The sequence below is a fragment of the Haloarcula vallismortis ATCC 29715 genome, assembly GCF_000337775.1.
Classification (GTDB): Archaea; Halobacteriota; Halobacteria; order Halobacteriales; family Haloarculaceae; genus Haloarcula; species Haloarcula vallismortis.
In genome coordinates this window covers 14,704-29,130 of record NZ_AOLQ01000038.1, presented here as the reverse complement: position 1 = coordinate 29,130, position 14,427 = coordinate 14,704, and the positions used below count along the sequence as shown (strand labels likewise).

21 protein-coding genes are annotated in these 14,427 nt (G+C 63.2%); 10 read left to right on the top strand and 11 right to left on the bottom strand.

From position 1 onward, the window contains the following. The first annotated feature begins 6 nt into the window (after positions 1 to 6). Complete coding sequence (locus tag C437_RS08905) at positions 7 to 381, top strand: HesB/IscA family protein (RefSeq protein WP_004516609.1); 375 nt, start codon at positions 7 to 9, stop codon at positions 379 to 381. Here the strand turns inward: C437_RS08905 and C437_RS08900 are convergent, their stop codons facing one another. The 7 genes from C437_RS08900 to C437_RS08870 all read right to left on the bottom strand — a co-directional run bounded on the left by C437_RS08900 (position 382) and on the right by C437_RS08870 (position 4,263). After that, positions 382 to 582, bottom strand: coding sequence for a dodecin (locus tag C437_RS08900; RefSeq protein ID WP_004516608.1), 201 nt, complete (start codon positions 580 to 582; stop codon positions 382 to 384). It abuts the gene before it with no gap. Positions 583 to 629: 47 nt separating this feature from the next. Then, complete coding sequence (locus tag C437_RS08895) at positions 630 to 1,289, bottom strand: hypothetical protein (RefSeq protein WP_004516607.1); 660 nt, start codon at positions 1,287 to 1,289, stop codon at positions 630 to 632. Then, positions 1,286 to 1,906: a hypothetical protein gene (locus tag C437_RS08890; protein ID WP_004516606.1), complete on the bottom strand. Its 621-nt coding sequence runs from the start codon at positions 1,904 to 1,906 to the stop codon at positions 1,286 to 1,288. Before C437_RS08890 ends, C437_RS08895 begins: the two co-directional genes overlap by 4 nt. Before the next feature lie 60 nt (positions 1,907 to 1,966). Further along, positions 1,967 to 2,881 (bottom strand): metal-dependent hydrolase, encoded by a 915-nt coding sequence (locus tag C437_RS08885; RefSeq protein WP_004516605.1) that lies wholly within the window; start codon positions 2,879 to 2,881, stop codon positions 1,967 to 1,969. 67 nt (positions 2,882 to 2,948) lie between these two features. Next, positions 2,949 to 3,482 carry a mechanosensitive ion channel domain-containing protein gene (locus C437_RS08880; protein WP_004516604.1) on the bottom strand — a complete coding sequence of 178 codons (534 nt, stop codon included), beginning with the start codon at positions 3,480 to 3,482 and terminating at the stop codon, positions 2,949 to 2,951. Positions 3,483 to 3,506: 24 nt separating this feature from the next. After that, the gene (locus C437_RS08875; protein WP_004516603.1) at positions 3,507 to 3,839 is read right to left on the bottom strand and encodes a DUF7116 family protein; all 333 of its coding nucleotides are present in this window, start codon (positions 3,837 to 3,839) and stop codon (positions 3,507 to 3,509) included. Positions 3,840 to 4,023: 184 nt separating this feature from the next. Then, positions 4,024 to 4,263 carry a DUF5816 domain-containing protein gene (locus C437_RS08870; RefSeq protein WP_004516602.1) on the bottom strand — a complete coding sequence of 80 codons (240 nt, stop codon included), beginning with the start codon at positions 4,261 to 4,263 and terminating at the stop codon, positions 4,024 to 4,026. A 72-nt stretch (positions 4,264 to 4,335) separates the two neighbouring features. Between C437_RS08870 and C437_RS08865 the strand changes: the two genes are divergently transcribed. Further along, positions 4,336 to 5,694: a bifunctional metallophosphatase/5'-nucleotidase gene (locus C437_RS08865; protein WP_049919704.1), complete on the top strand. Its 1,359-nt coding sequence runs from the start codon at positions 4,336 to 4,338 to the stop codon at positions 5,692 to 5,694. A 32-nt stretch (positions 5,695 to 5,726) separates the two neighbouring features. After that, a complete protein-coding gene (locus C437_RS08860) occupies positions 5,727 to 6,173 on the top strand; it encodes a universal stress protein (protein ID WP_004516600.1) in 447 nt (148 codons plus the stop codon). On the opposite strand, the gene C437_RS08855 is transcribed toward C437_RS08860, so the two are convergent. Further along, on the bottom strand, positions 6,143 to 7,192 hold the full coding sequence (locus C437_RS08855; protein ID WP_004516599.1) for a mechanosensitive ion channel family protein: 1,050 nt from the start codon (positions 7,190 to 7,192) through the stop codon (positions 6,143 to 6,145). The genes C437_RS08860 and C437_RS08855 overlap by 31 nt on opposite strands. A 77-nt stretch (positions 7,193 to 7,269) precedes the next feature. On the opposite strand from C437_RS08855, the gene C437_RS08850 reads away from it, so the two are divergent. Beyond that, on the top strand, positions 7,270 to 8,004 hold the full coding sequence (locus C437_RS08850; protein ID WP_004516598.1) for a proteasome assembly chaperone family protein: 735 nt from the start codon (positions 7,270 to 7,272) through the stop codon (positions 8,002 to 8,004). Positions 8,005 to 8,129: 125 nt separating this feature from the next. Then, positions 8,130 to 8,324, top strand: a complete 195-nt coding sequence (locus C437_RS08845; protein WP_004516597.1) for a hypothetical protein — start codon at positions 8,130 to 8,132, stop codon at positions 8,322 to 8,324. A gap of 8 nt (positions 8,325 to 8,332) precedes the next feature. Here C437_RS08845 and C437_RS08840 read toward each other — a convergent pair whose 3' ends face one another. Both C437_RS08840 and C437_RS08835 read right to left on the bottom strand, forming a co-directional pair. Continuing rightward, positions 8,333 to 8,554, bottom strand: coding sequence for a hypothetical protein (locus C437_RS08840; protein WP_004516596.1), 222 nt, complete (start codon positions 8,552 to 8,554; stop codon positions 8,333 to 8,335). A 93-nt stretch (positions 8,555 to 8,647) separates the two neighbouring features. Continuing rightward, positions 8,648 to 9,499 carry a translation initiation factor eIF-2B gene (locus tag C437_RS08835; RefSeq protein ID WP_004516595.1) on the bottom strand — a complete coding sequence of 284 codons (852 nt, stop codon included), beginning with the start codon at positions 9,497 to 9,499 and terminating at the stop codon, positions 8,648 to 8,650. A 90-nt stretch (positions 9,500 to 9,589) separates the two neighbouring features. On the opposite strand from C437_RS08835, the gene C437_RS08830 reads away from it, so the two are divergent. Continuing rightward, the gene (locus C437_RS08830; protein WP_004516594.1) at positions 9,590 to 10,021 is read left to right on the top strand and encodes a type IV pilin; all 432 of its coding nucleotides are present in this window, start codon (positions 9,590 to 9,592) and stop codon (positions 10,019 to 10,021) included. Between the two features lie 22 nt (positions 10,022 to 10,043). Here the strand turns inward: C437_RS08830 and C437_RS08825 are convergent, their stop codons facing one another. Further along, entirely contained in the window at positions 10,044 to 11,138 is a 1,095-nt protein-coding gene (locus C437_RS08825; protein ID WP_004516593.1) for a DoxX family protein, read from the bottom strand. Positions 11,139 to 11,258: 120 nt separating this feature from the next. On the opposite strand from C437_RS08825, the gene C437_RS08820 reads away from it, so the two are divergent. The 4 genes from C437_RS08820 (at position 11,259) to C437_RS08805 (ending at position 14,427) form a co-directional block, all read left to right on the top strand. Then, on the top strand, positions 11,259 to 11,738 hold the full coding sequence (locus C437_RS08820; protein WP_004516592.1) for a GNAT family N-acetyltransferase: 480 nt from the start codon (positions 11,259 to 11,261) through the stop codon (positions 11,736 to 11,738). 39 nt (positions 11,739 to 11,777) lie between these two features. Next, a complete protein-coding gene (priS, locus tag C437_RS08815) occupies positions 11,778 to 12,956 on the top strand; it encodes a DNA primase small subunit PriS (RefSeq protein ID WP_004516591.1) in 1,179 nt (392 codons plus the stop codon). Next, positions 12,953 to 13,900, top strand: coding sequence for a hypothetical protein (locus C437_RS08810; protein WP_004516590.1), 948 nt, complete (start codon positions 12,953 to 12,955; stop codon positions 13,898 to 13,900). The genes priS and C437_RS08810 overlap by 4 nt, the downstream gene beginning before the upstream one ends. A gap of 95 nt (positions 13,901 to 13,995) precedes the next feature. Continuing rightward, positions 13,996 to 14,427, top strand: a complete 432-nt coding sequence (locus tag C437_RS08805) for a hypothetical protein (RefSeq protein WP_004516589.1) — start codon at positions 13,996 to 13,998, stop codon at positions 14,425 to 14,427.

The window sequence follows — 14,427 nt, the reverse complement described above, 5'->3', positions numbered from 1 at the left end:
ATGTGCATGAGCAGCACAGCGGACGATGGCGACCCGAACCTCGGGGGCGAGGACGTAGCCGTCACCGAGCAGGCAGCGGGTGAGGCACTGGACCTCCTCGAAAGTGAGGGCATGGACGTGGAAGAATCCGGGCTTCGCCTGTACGTTCAGCAGGGCGGTTGTGCCGGACTCTCATATGGGATGCGATTCGAACATGCACCCGAAGAAGACGACGAAGTGTTCGAGCGCAACGGGCTCCGCGTATTCGTCGACGACGCGAGCATCGACTACATCGAGGGGTCGGTACTGGACTACGAGGGCGGCCTGCAGGGGGCCGGGTTCCACGTCCAGAACCCGAACGTGGTCAGCGAGTGCGGCTGTGGCGAGTCTTTCCGGACGTAGCTACTCTTCGAGTTCGAACGCCACGACGACCTCGGCCTGGTACTCGCGGCCTTCGACGCTGGCAATTTCGACGCCGAGTTCCTCCACTTCGACCCATTTGAGGTTGTCCAGTGTCGCCTCCGCGCGTTCGATGGCGTCGTCAGCGGCTTTGTCGAAGCTTTCCGAACTGGTCCCGATGAGTGTGATCTTTTTGAAAACCATCTGCGTGATATTTGTTCACACAGATATGTCATAAAAGTACGGACAGGTCACCGAGACTGCCGGTTCAACAGTGCCTCGACGTGCCCGACCACGTCAGTGAGGTGTGCGGTCCCCCAGATAGCCACGACGATGGCACCGATAGCGTCGAACACGAGGTCGAGCATCGTGTCGCTGAGTCCGAACTGTGTCAGAATCGTGTCGTTCCCGGTTGCCGACGCGGCTAGGGTAATAGAGAACTCGATGACCTCCCAGAACACGCCGAAGGCCATCACGAACAGGAGGAGGAACACGAACATGAACCGCGAGGGGATCGAGATCTCGTCGGTGTGTTCGTCGAGCGCGCGAACCGTCGTGTACCCGACGGCGGCGACGACCGACGACGAGAGGGCGTGGGTGAAATGGTCCCACCACCAGATGGTGACGTAGAAGTTTGCATCGGCTCCGGGCAACCCAACAGTCCCGAGTGCGTGAAAGAATGCCGCTGACGTAATCCACAGCGTCAGCGCGGGGTCAAGGACGATGTCGTAGTCCCGTTCCAGCAGCGCCGGGAGTTGCGTGACGAGAATGGCGACAGCCGAATTGACGATGATGCCGACGTTGCCCCGCTCGATGCCGACCCCGAGAAGGGCGATGAGCGCGACCGAGAGGGTCCGCGAGAGTAGCTGCTGGGTCGCCGTACTGATACGGAGGCGGTCGCGGACCTTCATACGTCCGGCTGCACCTCCTCGGGGACGCGATTGGTCCCGGCCTGCCGGCGGACGTAGTACGCGAACACCACGCCGGCACCGATGCCGGCGATAGTCGACGCGACGAATTCCCACATCAGCGCTTCCTCGATGACGTGTTCGGACACCGTCGGATCGAGGATGAAAGTCGTCCCGAGCAGTTGGTCGGCCGTCCAGCGGGCCACCGCCCAGACGCCGGCGGCCGCCATCGTGGTGATGGCGACGAAGACGACGGCGAAGCGGGGCGTCATCCGGACGGGGGTAAAGAGCTGGAGTTCGACAGCGAGGATGAGCGCAATGGCGGCAACCGAGAGGTAGGTCGCGAGATTGCCCGTCATCGAGAGCGTCGCAAACAGCCGACCGACGACGGGCAGCGCCGCCAACAAGAGGATTTCCCAGGGAAGCATAGCATCCCGGTTACGCAGTAGAATCGGCGGCAATAGCGCCAGCGCCGCGACGGCGGCGGCGAATCCGGCCCACAGCAGGTCGGCCTGAACGGCACTTGTCACGGAAACGGCTGCGAGCATAGCGACGATACACCACGCGGCGAGCGCGTTGACGCGCTTGTCCCGGAGCAACCGCGCTACGTCTCGGCTCATACTGTCTGGTGAGTCGCGACTGGAAAAACCCTATCGACCGATACCGGTGGCGTGGGCTGTTCAGATAGCCCCATACGCCATGGCATACGCGAGCGCAGCGATAGTCACTGCTGCCAGCCCCGTCACAACCGTCTCCAGCCAGTCGACACCGTCACTGAAGGGCCGAGTCGGCGCGCCGACGACGCCCAGTGCGAGGACGCTGAACACGAAGTGCGCCGACCGTTCGAGCGTCGGCGCGGGCAGGAACAGGACGGCCGCCGCGTACCCGATTCCCAGCGCTGCCCGGGGACGGACGAGTTCGGTCAGCGAATCTCCGCGGAGGTGGACGTACGTCCACACGGCGAGCCAGACCGTCGCAAGCTCGATAGTGAACGCCGCCAAGAGGTGCGTTGTCGGGTCTGGGTGGAGTAGTACCCGCTCGGCGACGAGGGTCACGTCGAAGGGGTAAAAGAACGGGGGCGGGCCGCCGGTGAAGAGGTCGCCAAACGGGTGGGTAAGCAGGCCCAGTAGCGCCAGCCCGGTCACCGTCCGGGGGCTGATATCACGGGACTGTGCCACTGTGGCGACGCCGAGCACAGCTAAGCCGAAGACGAGCATCACGAGTGCCGCGACGGGTCCGCTGAGTGCGCCCGTGAGCGCCGTCAGCGCGACGCCGATAGACAGCGCGCCGGTTCGGGCGGGCCGCGAGTCGGTCGCCCAGAGGCCGGCCGCGGCAGCGAGTATGGCCCCCAGCACGAGCGAGTGCGTCGGGCCGCGGTGGACGACGTTGGCAGTCTCCCAGAAACTGTCGGCCGTCAGGTTCTCGGCGGCCCCGACAAGCAGGCCGAACGGCGCGTAGACGATGTCCACGTCGGGCACAGCGGCGAACAGGCCGGCGACGACGCCGAGCTGGACCGCCCGCTCGCGGGAGAGCCCCAGCCACCGGGCGGCGAGGGCTCCGAGGGCGAACGCGAACAGCGCGTGTCCGACAAACATACGTTCAGTTGGGCGGCGAGAGTCTTAAACACCTCGTGTGAACTGGTAGCGCGGGTTTCCGGCACGCTCAGGGGTCGGACCCGACTTTGGTCCAGCGTTCCTCGATGGCCGCGTTGGCCCTGACGACGGTGTCGCCGTCTACCCGGAACCGCGTCTTCCGGAGTTCGATGGCGACCACTTCGCCGGTGGTGTCGCCGGCCTTGACGGTGTCACCGGGATTGAAGTCGGGGTCCCGGAGGAGGTAGACGCCGGCAACAGCGTCCTTGATCATCTCCGAGAGGGCGTAGGAGACGCCCAGCGCGAGAAACCCTGTTGCGGTCCCCAGCGACGCGGCGATGGCGGTCAGCCCGACAATAGAGAGGAACGAAAGCGCCACGCCGAACCACAAGAACACGAGCACGATGACCGCAAGAAACTGCCGATAGACGGGTGATTCGCCGGGTAGCGACCGCTCCAGCACGGTCCTGACGACAAACATGATCGCCTTGATGCCTACTGCAGCGACTGCGAGAAAGATGAACCCCGTTATCAGGCGCGGGAGCGCGTCAACGACGTTCGTGACTAGCTGTTCGAGCGCTCGATTGATGACACCGACTTGCACGCCGGATGGTGAACGGAGAGGCTCCTAAGTGTTGGCGTCGGTCGAGGTGGCTGTGTCGCCGGGGTGACGGATTACCTCGTAGTCGCCGTCTTCGGTAATCTCGATGACAGCCCAGTCATATGATACGTCGAGCCGATTGAGACGGCGACTGAGGTGTGTTGCCTCGCCAGTGCGTGTGACGAAACATCGCAGATCGCCGCTCTCTGGTATCGGGTCCTGCGAGCCGAGCGCTGAGACAGTGACGACGCGCCAGCCGCGCTCCGCTTGCAGTTCTGTGCCAGTGCGCGACACGGTGTATCCGAGTTCGTCGAATATCGACCGGGCCTGCTCGTCGAGTGATGTGGTAACGGCCCCCATCTGAGAACCAGTACCACTGGCTATCTCATAAACGTTCCCACTATCCATGTAGCTGACAGTTAGTCGGGCAATACGGCGGCTGAACTGAGCGAGCGGCCAGTGTTGGGGGAGGCCCCTCCCAGCGTTCCATCCGACACACTGAGGCGGTTAGGTAGCAACACAGTCCGGTCGCCTGGACCCGCCGTCACTCGTGGGCGGCGTCCCACTCCTCGGCTTTGCGGAGGTTCGAACAGTCGTTACAGCGGATGCGCCCCATCGAGTCCATCGCGTTGTTGAACGTCTCGCAGTTGCTACAGAAGTACCCCCAGCGACGCTCGCGATCGGCGTCGCGGTAGACGACGTAAAACGCGCCTTTCGTGCCGATGTCGCCGTCGCTGCGGTCGACGTACAGCGTTTCCCCGTCGGGACCGTCGAGTGCGTCCATAGGTAGTCATGACGGGCCAGTGGCTAAATCACTGCGGAAACCATTAGTTGCTGGTTCGCCTGCACTCGTGGTGTGAGTCCCCGGCTAATTCACTACTCAGACGTGGAGAAAGCGTACGATACACCCGAGCGAATCGGTCGATTCGCGGGGACAGTGGCCGCTGCTGATGGCTCGGATACGCTGGTGGTCGGAACCGGGGACAACACTGGTCCGGGGGTGCTGTCGTTAGTCACCGACGGCGAGCAGTCGCTGGACCTCTTCACTGCGCTGACGCCCGCGTTCGAGACGCTGGGCAACCACGATTTCGACCACGGACTCGATGCGGCGCAAGAGATTATCGCACGGTCGCCACAGACCTGGCTGACAGCAAACGTCGAACAGGACGGCGAGCGGTTCGCCCGACGATTGACCCAGCCGTGGGCGAGCCGGACTGTCGACGGAGTGCAGGTCGGCTTCGTTGGCGTCACCAGCCCGGACACGGCCTCGGCCAATCCACAGGCGACGACGCTGACGTTCACTGACCCTGTCGAGGCCGTCAGCGAAGCGGCCACAGCGCTTCGGACCGACGGGGCAGACGTCGTGGTCGTGCTCTCACATCTGGGGCGGACTGATGCGAAACTGGCCCGCGCCTGCGATGTAGATATCATCCTCGGCGGGCACGTCCACGAGCGCCGTATCGACCGCGTCGCCGGGACGTTGCTCACCAGACCCGGGGCTAACGGCCGGGCCGTCGTCGATGTCGACCTCGCCGGGCCGGAACCGACTGCGCAGTTCCGTGAGACGGCCGACGGCCCTGTCGACGACCGGCTCGCGGCGGCCATCGAGGACAGACTTTCGGCGGCTGGACTGGACGAAGTTGTCGGGCATGTCGACGACCCTATCGACCGACGGCAGGCGACGACTTACGGCGGCGAGTGTCGGCTCGGCAACCTCGTCGCCGACGCGTACCGATGGGCGACGGGCGCAGATGTGGCCCTCCAGAACAGCGGTGGTCTCCGGAACGACACGGTTCCGCTCGATGGAGCGCTGACGGTCGCCGATATGATTTCTGTCGTTCCGTTCGAGGAGCCGCTGACCGTCGCCGAACTGACGGGTGCGGAACTCCGGACGCTGTGTCGACAGGGGAACGGGCAACAGGTCGCGTTCGGCGACCCGGACTGGTGGCACGCCCACCTCAGCGGCGTCGAACTGGTCTGGAACGATGACACACAGACCATCGAGCGACTGCAGGTCGATGGGCGACCGGTCAGCGACACCGAGACGTACACGCTCGCGACGAGCAACTACCTCTACTACACCGAGCTGGAGTTTCCGGTCCTCACCGAGTCCCACCGGGTCAGCGTCGCCGACGTACAGTACGAAGCGCTGGCCGACTACGCCCGTGAGACGGACATCGCCCCGGCGGTCGACGGGCGACTCACTCGTCGCTAGCGATTTAAACCTCGGCACGGTACGTTCTGCCGATGCCACAGGTCGTCGTCCCGGTCAGATACCCGCTCTCTGAGAACTCCCGAGCCACGCTCGCGGAAGCCATTCAGATCGCCGACGAGGAAGACGCGGACCTCACCGTCCTGCACGTGAACCTATACCAGAACAGCCACCGTGTCGACCGGACAGAACTCAAACGTGCCGTCGAGCAGTCCTTTGGCCACGTCCCGCGAACGCGATACGTCGTCCGGTCGGGGATGCTCGTCGAAGAAACGATTCTCGACGAGGTCGCCGCACAGAACGCAGACATCGTCGTCATCGGGAGCAAACAGGCGAGTCGCTGGCGACAGATGATCCGGCGGTTGGTCGACGACCCCGACGTCGAACAGTTCCTCCGCGAGGAACTCGACTGCGAAATCGTTACCGTCGAGCCAAACTCACAGTCTAGCCGTCACTCGTCGGCGAGTTCATCAGGGTCCTGATGAGGTGGAACGGGCGAGTCACCAGTGGCCGTGTGGGTCCGGTCAATACCGTCTAGGCCACCAAGCCCGTTGTTGAGTGAGACGTTCATCTCCCCGCTGGTCTCGTCGAAGTACAGGTGCGAATGCGGATAGGCGATTTCGACGTTTGCGTCCTCGAGCCGCCGCCAGACGTTCGTCTGGACCTTCGAGCGTGCAGCGAGCAGCTTGTACGGTTCGGTCACCCAGTACCGGAGTGTCAGCAATACGCCGTGGTCGGCGAAATCGTTGATGTACACTGTCGGCGAGGCGGGATACCGGGCCGCGCCGACGCGGATGTTCGGCCCGCCGGAGATGACGTTGTCCACTTCTCGGGCCGCCGCTTCGATGAGGGTCCGCGCGACAGCGATATCACTCTCGTAGGTGACCAACACATCGAGGGAGAGGCGCGTCCGTGCGTCTTCCGCCGAGTAGTTGACGACGTCACGCTGTCGCATCTCGCCGTTGGGGATGACGAGAAACGTGTTGTCGAGCGTGAATATCTTCGTGTGTCTGAGCGTGATATCCTCGACGAACCCCTGCTGGCCGCTGTCGACGAGTTCGATCATGTCGCCGATCTCGTAGGGCTGGTCGGCCAACAGGAAGATTCCGGAGATGAGGCTCCCCAGAATCGGTGCCAGGACGACACCCACCACGGCCGTGAATACGGTGACGGAGAGGGCGATGTCGCCCAGTTGCAGGCCGTAGATATTCAGAATGGTCAGCAATGCGAAAATGTACACACCGACACGGATGCCGCGCAGGGCTGTTCGAGTGAGACTCGGCCGCCGGAACTGCTGGGCGACGCGCCGGCCAAGGAGGCGAACGAGGACCCTGGAAACGATGATTGCCAGCGCGATGACGATTAGCGATTCCCCGAGGTTCACTACCCACATCGGAATTTCGAAGGGGAGCAACCCACCGATGTCGGTGGCTACTTCGGTCGCAGTTTCGGTCGGTGTCGGAGTGGGTGTCTGCAACGGCCAGACAGGGCCAAAACGCATGACATGGAATCGACACCGCCGCGAGAAAAGGGTTCCCCTCCCGAACTACTTAGCCCTCGCGTCCCGTCCGAAAAAATATGTCTTCAGACGACATTTCGGTGGTCATCTCAGGCGACCGGCCACCGGTCGATACGCTGGCAGTCGGCGTCTCGGAGTATGGTCTGGCAGGCCTCACGGCCGTCGACTATCTCGCCGATCAGGACTCGATGCACGAGGTCGGTCATCTGCGGACGAAGGAACCGCCGTTCATTACGCCCTTCGAGAACGGGACTCCGAGACATCACACGCGGCTATACGTCGACGAGGCAGCGTCGTTTGCCGTCCTAGTGGGAGAGCGGTTCGTGCCGCCGGCGCAGGCCGAATCGCTCGCCAAGGCAATCGCGACCGCTGGGAGAAAACTGGACGCTTCGAACATTACGATGCTCACCGGCGCCCCCGTCGCGCACGGTCCGGACGACCACGTCCCGTTCTACATCGCAACGCCGGCGTATCAGGAGTCGTATCTCGACGAGACCGACATCAGGCCGATGGGGAACGGATTCCTCGACGGACTGAGTGCAGAGCTCGTCGTGCGAGGCATCGATGAGTCGCTTCCGACCGGCGTGTTCACGACACCAACCCACCCGCAGGCGCCCGACGCAGCGGCCGCAATCAGACTGCTTACCGCGCTGAAAGAGACCCATGCGATCCAGATTGACACCGGTCCGCTGGAGGCCTTCGCCGCGAACATCGAGGCCCACTACGAGGCACTCGCAGAACGGATGGAGGCCGCCGATTCCGACCAGTTTACTGATGACCGAATGTACATGTAAGAGCTAAAATACGGGACAGACGTGCACATTTTCAGCAATTAAAAATCTCATAATTCCACATTATGCGTTAACAATCAAACATTCTGCCGACACATTTTTCAGCGTACAGCCCGTTCTTTTCTTTGATGACCTCCACCGAAATCTACACGACCAGCGCGGTCGATTCAGACCCGCCACCACAGACGCGGTCCAAGACATCACTGTTCTGCCCCGACTGCGGCCACGAGAGCGCAGTGACGGGCGACTGGACAGCCGAAGCAACCGAGAATAGTCTGGAGCTCCGATGTCCGGAGTGTGACGCCGTCGTCCAACAGCGGTAGACTACGGATTACCTCTCGTCCTCTGTAGACGGGGAACGATCGGTGTTCTCAGCGGTCGGAGTCACTCTGATGAACTCAGCAACGAGATACACTACCGCGATGATGGCCAATATGAGCAAGTAGCTCGCTTCTCCGGGACTCTGTAGACTTACTCCAACGGCGGCAAGGGTGGCAACGAGTATGGCGGTACACCGACGGATTGTCCGACAGAGGAGGGCAGTGTCGTCCATACGTGTTTGTTCATTGCCAGCAATAAGAACCTTCGAGCCTGCGTTCCGTTGCCGGACCTGTCTTGCCAGATACCGGAAGCACAGCGGTCCGCCTCAGTACTCGTGGATTCCGTCGTCGGTGACGACCGTATCCAGCAGGTGCGTCGGCGTGGCGTCGTAGGCCGGGTTTGCGACCTCGAATCCGTCTGCAGGCTCTCGGAGTACTTCCGACGGCGACCGAATCTCGTTTTCGAACGCGAAGGCCCCGTCGACGTATTTCGCGGCGGCCCCGACCACCGTTACCGGAACGTCGTTGTCTGCTGCCGCCGTCACAATCGGATAGGTGCCGATGCGGTTGTACAGCGTGTCGTCAACGATGCAGTCCATGCCGACCAGCACGCGGTCGACCTCCGACATGAAGTGGCCGGCGGCGCTGTCGACGATGAGCGTCACGTCGACACTCTCTCGGTCGGAGAGGTGGCGCGTCATCTTTCGGCCGAGGAAGCGCGGTCGGGACTCCGTAACGTACACGTCGAAGCTGTGTCCGGCTTCGATAGCGTCGTCGATGGCCGCAAGGACCGTCGAGGAGAAGTCATGCGTCAACAGCACGTCATCATCAGCGAACTCCGACACGGCGCGTGCAGCGGCGCGGTCTTTCGACGACTCCACCGAGTCAACAACGTCGTCGATGGCCTCGTCAGTCAGTTCCTTGGCGGCCGCCACGTCGTCGGGCTCCGCGTTTGAGACGGTTGTCACGATCCGGTGCTGGGTCGTATGGAGGGAGGCGTGTGAGGGGTTCGCTCGTCGGAGGGCGCTGCTGTTCCGGTCGAGTGAACGGAGGTAATCCTCGACCGTCGGGTACTCTCTATCGATCAAGTCCCGGAGCGCCTGGGCGGCTTTGACTGCGACCACGGAGGAACTGTGGGTCTGCATCTCCGAGATCTCTTCGACAGTCTCGTCTATCATACGCGTGGCTGTGAGTTGAACCGATATGTGTCTTCCCCTCGCCGCCGAACAGCATTTAACGCCGTCTCACATTAGGGGAGACAGACGGCTATGGGACGGTTCAAGACTGAGACAGTCGGGATGACCGAGGGTATTGGTGTCGCCGTACTCGTCGGACTGACGCTACTTGTGACGGCTATCGTCGGGCTGAACGTCCTTGTCATCGAGGATGACGACGGTGGTGGCCCACAGGCGAATTTCAGCTACGACTACGTCGAGGACAATGAACTGCTCATCGTCACACACGAACGCGGCGACGAGTTCGAAGCCGGGAACGTCGAATTCGAAGGGCCGAGCAAGACGGTCACCTGGGCGCAGGTGGCGAACCGCGAGCCCGACGCGATGATCGGCCCGGGCGATATCGCGCAGTTGAGCAGCGGCAACGCCTACGAGCGACGCGTCGGGGCTCGTGACACGATCACGATATACCACAACGCAAGCGGGAACCGGACCCAGCTGGACCAGTGGGACGGCGCGAACTGACCTGCGGGACTGCTGTGCCTGCTCAGTCCGCCGAAACGACGCTCTCCCGGTCGCTCTGTGCCGGCCGACCGAACCAGTCATCGAACGAGAGCGGCCCGGCACCCATCGTGAACACCGCCGAAGCCATCCCGAACAGGGTGATGTGCGCGAGTACCGGGTCGTCCGGTAGCCCGAACAGCGTCGTGGTAAACAGGACAAAGGAGACGGCCGCGGCCCCGCGAGTCATGAAGCCGACGATCAACACCAGACCGACCAGCATCTCGGTCAGGCCGGCACCGAGTACCCACAGCCCGGCGTCGACCGGGACGACGGCGGTGAGGTTGTATTTTTCGACGACCAGCAGCGCCCGGCCGGGATCGGCGAGCTTCTGGAACAGTCCGAGATAGATGAACGTCACACCCATGCCGACGCGGACGATGACCGGGACGTACTCGCGATACGGGTCCGCTACCGAGTCAAGAAACCCCTTGAGATGGTGAACCGGGTCGACGCGGCCGTAATAGGTCCCGTCGGTGCTAGCGACCTGCTGGAGCATGTGGTCAGCGCTCGGGCGACCGCCGCCCAGAATCAGCAGTGCCAGAAACGCCGGCACGTACTCCATAGCGAGCACGACACCGGGGTCGATGGTCAGTGCCAACCCGTAGGTCACCAGCCCAACCGTCGTGACGATACGGGTCGCGAGTCCGAACAGGAGCGTGAAACCCAGTCCGATGAACAGGACTCGGACAACCGGGCTCGTGGCGGGGTCAAACGTCACTGTCGGGGCAAACAGATACCCCTGAAAGCCGGCACCGACGAGTGGCAGTCCCACGCTGAGTCGGAGCATCCACGGGACGAGGTCCGCGTAGCCGACGAGTACGTCCCGGAGAATGACGATGTCCGCAATCGTCGGACGGACCCAGAGATACGCTGCGAGGCCGACAGTCACGGCCACTCCCGAGACGCCAAAAACCGCCGCGTTCACCGGATCAGACAGCACAGATATCGCAAACGCCACCGCATCAAGGGCCTCGCCTGGCCCATCCGTCACGTAGTCAACGTGTGCCGCCGCGGGCCGCGATAGGAGAGTGAGCGCGAGCACGGCGGTGCCGACAACACTCGGTATCCGTGTGACCATACCTGAGAATTCGTGCGCTATCTACCTAACCCTGTTCGTCCGGTCGATGAAGCTGGACGTTCAGATACCCCTCTCTGTAGGCGGTGGAATTATATCCACGCCTCTACTACTTATACGGCAGTGAGCGTCAATATCGAGACACAGATCGTCGAACGCGGGGACGACGAACACGTCGACGCGGCGTGGCGGCTCAAGGAGGACATCCGCGAGGCTGACGGCGTCCTCCGACAGCGACGGGGGTTCTTTCGCGACGCCTACCGACGGTCGACAACCTATCTTTACATCGACCGCTCCAGAGACCGCCTCATCGGCTTCGCCGCGGTTCGACGCGACGGCTACATTCTCTTTCTCGCAGTCGACGACGAGTACAGGGGCCACGGCTTCGGCAAGCGACTCGTCGCCCGCGTCGCCGAGGACTACGGCAGCGTGACCTGCCACGCCCGGGCGACGAACCGGGAGGCACTCGGCTTCTACAAACACATCGGCTTCGAGATCACACGGCGCATCGACAACTACTACGAGGACGGCGGCGACGCCTACTACCTCAAACTCGGCGAGGACTCGATTACGGACAAACTGTCGAAGTTCCTGCGCGGCTAAGCGAACGCTTTTCAAGGGACCTCCCCAAGCAGGTAGCCGATGGAAGAGCGGACCCGCGCGTACCTTCGTGGCCGATTCGGCGACCACTACCGACAGGCATCCGTAACGCCGCCACCGGCCGCGAACGAGCGCGAATGGGGGTTCATTCCGTGGACCGACGGCCCGGGCGAGACGATGGTTCGCCACCGCTCGCTGCTGGACCTCGGTGAGATTGAGGACTTCCTCGGCCGTCGGAAGCCTCGCCACGTCTACTTCTCCGCGGGCCGCTACGACGAACCGAGCGCCTCCACGATGTCGGACAAGGGCTGGCGTTCCTCGGACCTCGTGTTCGACCTCGACGCCGACCACCTCCCCTCGGTAGTATTAGGGGAGGACAGCTACGCCGAGATGCTCGAAAAGTGTAAGGATGCGCTGCTCCGACTGCTCGACTTTCTGGAGGGCGACTTCGGCTTCGATGATCTTACTATCGTCTTCTCCGGCGGTCGCGGCTACCACGTCCACGTCCGCGACGAGCGCATCCGTCACCTGGAGCGGGACGCGCGGCGAGAGGTCGTCGACTACGTCCGCGGCATCGGGCTGGAGTTCGACGAACTCGTCGACGAGGAGTCCGTCGCCGGGACGGCCGGCCGGTCCAGCCCGGCACAGAAGCGGACGCTCTCGACGGAGGGGGGCTGGAGCGCCCGCGCACACCGTCACATGCTCGATTTGGTTGACGAACTACTCGCGATGGAGGAATCGGATGCGCTGGACCGACTGCAGGAGTACGATAGAATTGGCGAGGGGAAGGCGACGGCGGCGCTGAACGCCGCCCGGTCGAACTACGAGCAACTGGAAGCCGGGAACATCGACGTGCATCCGGCGTTCTACCAGCTGGCGAAGATTCTGCTCCACGAAGTTGTCGCGGCGGACAACGCACCGATAGACGAACCGGTAACGACGGACACGAACCGGCTCATCCGCCTGCCCGGGTCGCTACACGGCGGCAGCGGGCTGGAAGTCCAGCGCATCGACCGCGAGGACATCGACGCGTTCGACCCGCTTGTCGACCCTGTGCCGGAGACGTTCCGGGGCCACGATATCACTGTCGAGGTGACCGACGGGGGCCTCGTGGAACTGGATGGCGATAGCTTTACACTGGAGGCGGGTAATCAGACTGTACCAGAGCACGTAGGCGTGTTTCTCATGGCCCGCGGGCGTGCCGAGAAGGGGAAGGAATGAACGTAGACGAGCTCCAGTCCGTCCAATCGCGAGAACGCCAGACAGATCAGCTCCAGCAGCTGCGCGAGACGTTCTACGAGGACGCCGGCCAGTTCATTCAACAGCTCCGGTCGGAGCGCGACCGCGCGGCCGAGCGCGCTGAGGACCCGTTCGATTCGCCCGAGGTCAACCGTCTGACCGACGACATCAAGACCGCCGAACAGACCGTCGAAGCGGTCTACGAACGGCGTGTCGGAAAAATCGTCAAGATGGCATCGCTGGCCGCGGCGGACATGCCGACCGAGGACGACGGCCTCACACAGGAGGAGCGAGACCTGTTCGAGACGATGGTCGAGGCCATCGAGTCCAACCGGGGTCACGTCCTTGACGTAATTGCCGGAGAGGCTCCGACCGGTGCGGTCGGTGACGAGCCGAAATCGGGCGAGCGACAGGCCCCTGACCCGGACCAACATCAAGCAGCAACCGACGCGACAGCCGGTGGGCCCGAGCCGACATCGATGCCGGACTCGGGTGTCGACGCGGCAGACATGATGGGCAGCGGCGGGGACCAGTCGCCGCCAGCGGCGGACTCCGATGCACCAACGCCACCGCCCGAGCTGGACACTGGCAGCAATCCCACAGTCGGCGGCCAGTCCGATCCGGTGGACGTGTCAAGCGGTGGTGACGATGTTCCCGTACCACCAGCCGACCAGAGCGCCGAGTCTCCCGCCAGCCAAGCGCCGGACCCGCCGCAGGCTGACGGCGACCAGCAGTCATCGGCCAGTTCTAACACGGCTGGAGCCGCCGACGTGGACCGGCGGACGGTCCGTATCACGGACGACGTCGGCGAGATATTCGGCGTCGACCAGCGCGAGTACGACCTCTCGACGGACGACGTGGTGACGCTGCCGGCCGACAACGCCGACCCGCTGGTCGAACAGGACGCCGCTGAGCCGCTAGAATAGGCCGACCGACGGGAACACGGGCCGCTGTGCACCGCTCGACACGCCATTCTGCGGCAGCGATGGACTATTTGTAGACCGTCGTGCAGTTGAGACGTATGAACACGCACGTCCGCATCGTTGTCACCCTGCTCCTTGGCGCACTCGTGTTCGCTGTCACAACCGTCGCAGTGACCGCCGGCTTCGAACCGCAGATAGAGTTCTCACTGCTCATCGGCCTTCCGGTGGGCCTGTCGGCCGGCCTGACCGGATTGTTTGCCGGGTACGTCTTGCTGTGGTATCGCGACCGAGCAGCGGCGGGCGCGGTTCCCGAGCGCGCAGTCCGCCTTCGACTTGCCGCGCTGGCGACCATTGCGGACTTCGTTGTGGTCACCGCGGCTGGCGTTGCGCTCTACGTGTACGGCGACGGGAGTCTCGGCATCAGCCTGCTTGTCGCTGGGCTCCCGGTGACGCTACCGCTTGCTGCCGCAATCGGTTACGGGCTAGCAGGTAGCAGCCGTGGTGAACAGGACGGGTTCCAGACACAGTAA

What these genes read in the sequence shown, in the direction of transcription:
- C437_RS08850 (WP_004516598.1), top strand. Translation starts at nt 7,270, where the DNA reads ATGTCTTCAGACGACATTTCGGTGGTCATCTCAGGCGACCGGCCACCG.
- C437_RS08885 (WP_004516605.1), bottom strand. Translation starts at nt 2,881, where the DNA reads ATGTTTGTCGGACACGCGCTGTTCGCGTTCGCCCTCGGAGCCCTCGCC.
- C437_RS08835 (WP_004516595.1), bottom strand. Translation starts at nt 9,499, where the DNA reads ATGATAGACGAGACTGTCGAAGAGATCTCGGAGATGCAGACCCACAGT.
- C437_RS08860 (WP_004516600.1), top strand. Translation starts at nt 5,727, where the DNA reads ATGCCACAGGTCGTCGTCCCGGTCAGATACCCGCTCTCTGAGAACTCC.
- C437_RS08830 (WP_004516594.1), top strand. Translation starts at nt 9,590, where the DNA reads ATGGGACGGTTCAAGACTGAGACAGTCGGGATGACCGAGGGTATTGGT.
- C437_RS08825 (WP_004516593.1), bottom strand. Translation starts at nt 11,138, where the DNA reads ATGGTCACACGGATACCGAGTGTTGTCGGCACCGCCGTGCTCGCGCTC.
- C437_RS08890 (WP_004516606.1), bottom strand. Translation starts at nt 1,906, where the DNA reads ATGAGCCGAGACGTAGCGCGGTTGCTCCGGGACAAGCGCGTCAACGCG.
- C437_RS08810 (WP_004516590.1), top strand. Translation starts at nt 12,953, where the DNA reads ATGAACGTAGACGAGCTCCAGTCCGTCCAATCGCGAGAACGCCAGACA.
- C437_RS08875 (WP_004516603.1), bottom strand. Translation starts at nt 3,839, where the DNA reads ATGGGGGCCGTTACCACATCACTCGACGAGCAGGCCCGGTCGATATTC.
- C437_RS08870 (WP_004516602.1), bottom strand. Translation starts at nt 4,263, where the DNA reads ATGGACGCACTCGACGGTCCCGACGGGGAAACGCTGTACGTCGACCGC.
- C437_RS08900 (WP_004516608.1), bottom strand. Translation starts at nt 582, where the DNA reads ATGGTTTTCAAAAAGATCACACTCATCGGGACCAGTTCGGAAAGCTTC.
- C437_RS08895 (WP_004516607.1), bottom strand. Translation starts at nt 1,289, where the DNA reads ATGAAGGTCCGCGACCGCCTCCGTATCAGTACGGCGACCCAGCAGCTA.
- C437_RS08805 (WP_004516589.1), top strand. Translation starts at nt 13,996, where the DNA reads ATGAACACGCACGTCCGCATCGTTGTCACCCTGCTCCTTGGCGCACTC.
- priS (WP_004516591.1), top strand. Translation starts at nt 11,778, where the DNA reads ATGGAAGAGCGGACCCGCGCGTACCTTCGTGGCCGATTCGGCGACCAC.
- C437_RS08905 (WP_004516609.1), top strand. Translation starts at nt 7, where the DNA reads ATGAGCAGCACAGCGGACGATGGCGACCCGAACCTCGGGGGCGAGGAC.
- C437_RS08855 (WP_004516599.1), bottom strand. Translation starts at nt 7,192, where the DNA reads ATGCGTTTTGGCCCTGTCTGGCCGTTGCAGACACCCACTCCGACACCG.
- C437_RS08840 (WP_004516596.1), bottom strand. Translation starts at nt 8,554, where the DNA reads ATGGACGACACTGCCCTCCTCTGTCGGACAATCCGTCGGTGTACCGCC.
- C437_RS08845 (WP_004516597.1), top strand. Translation starts at nt 8,130, where the DNA reads ATGACCTCCACCGAAATCTACACGACCAGCGCGGTCGATTCAGACCCG.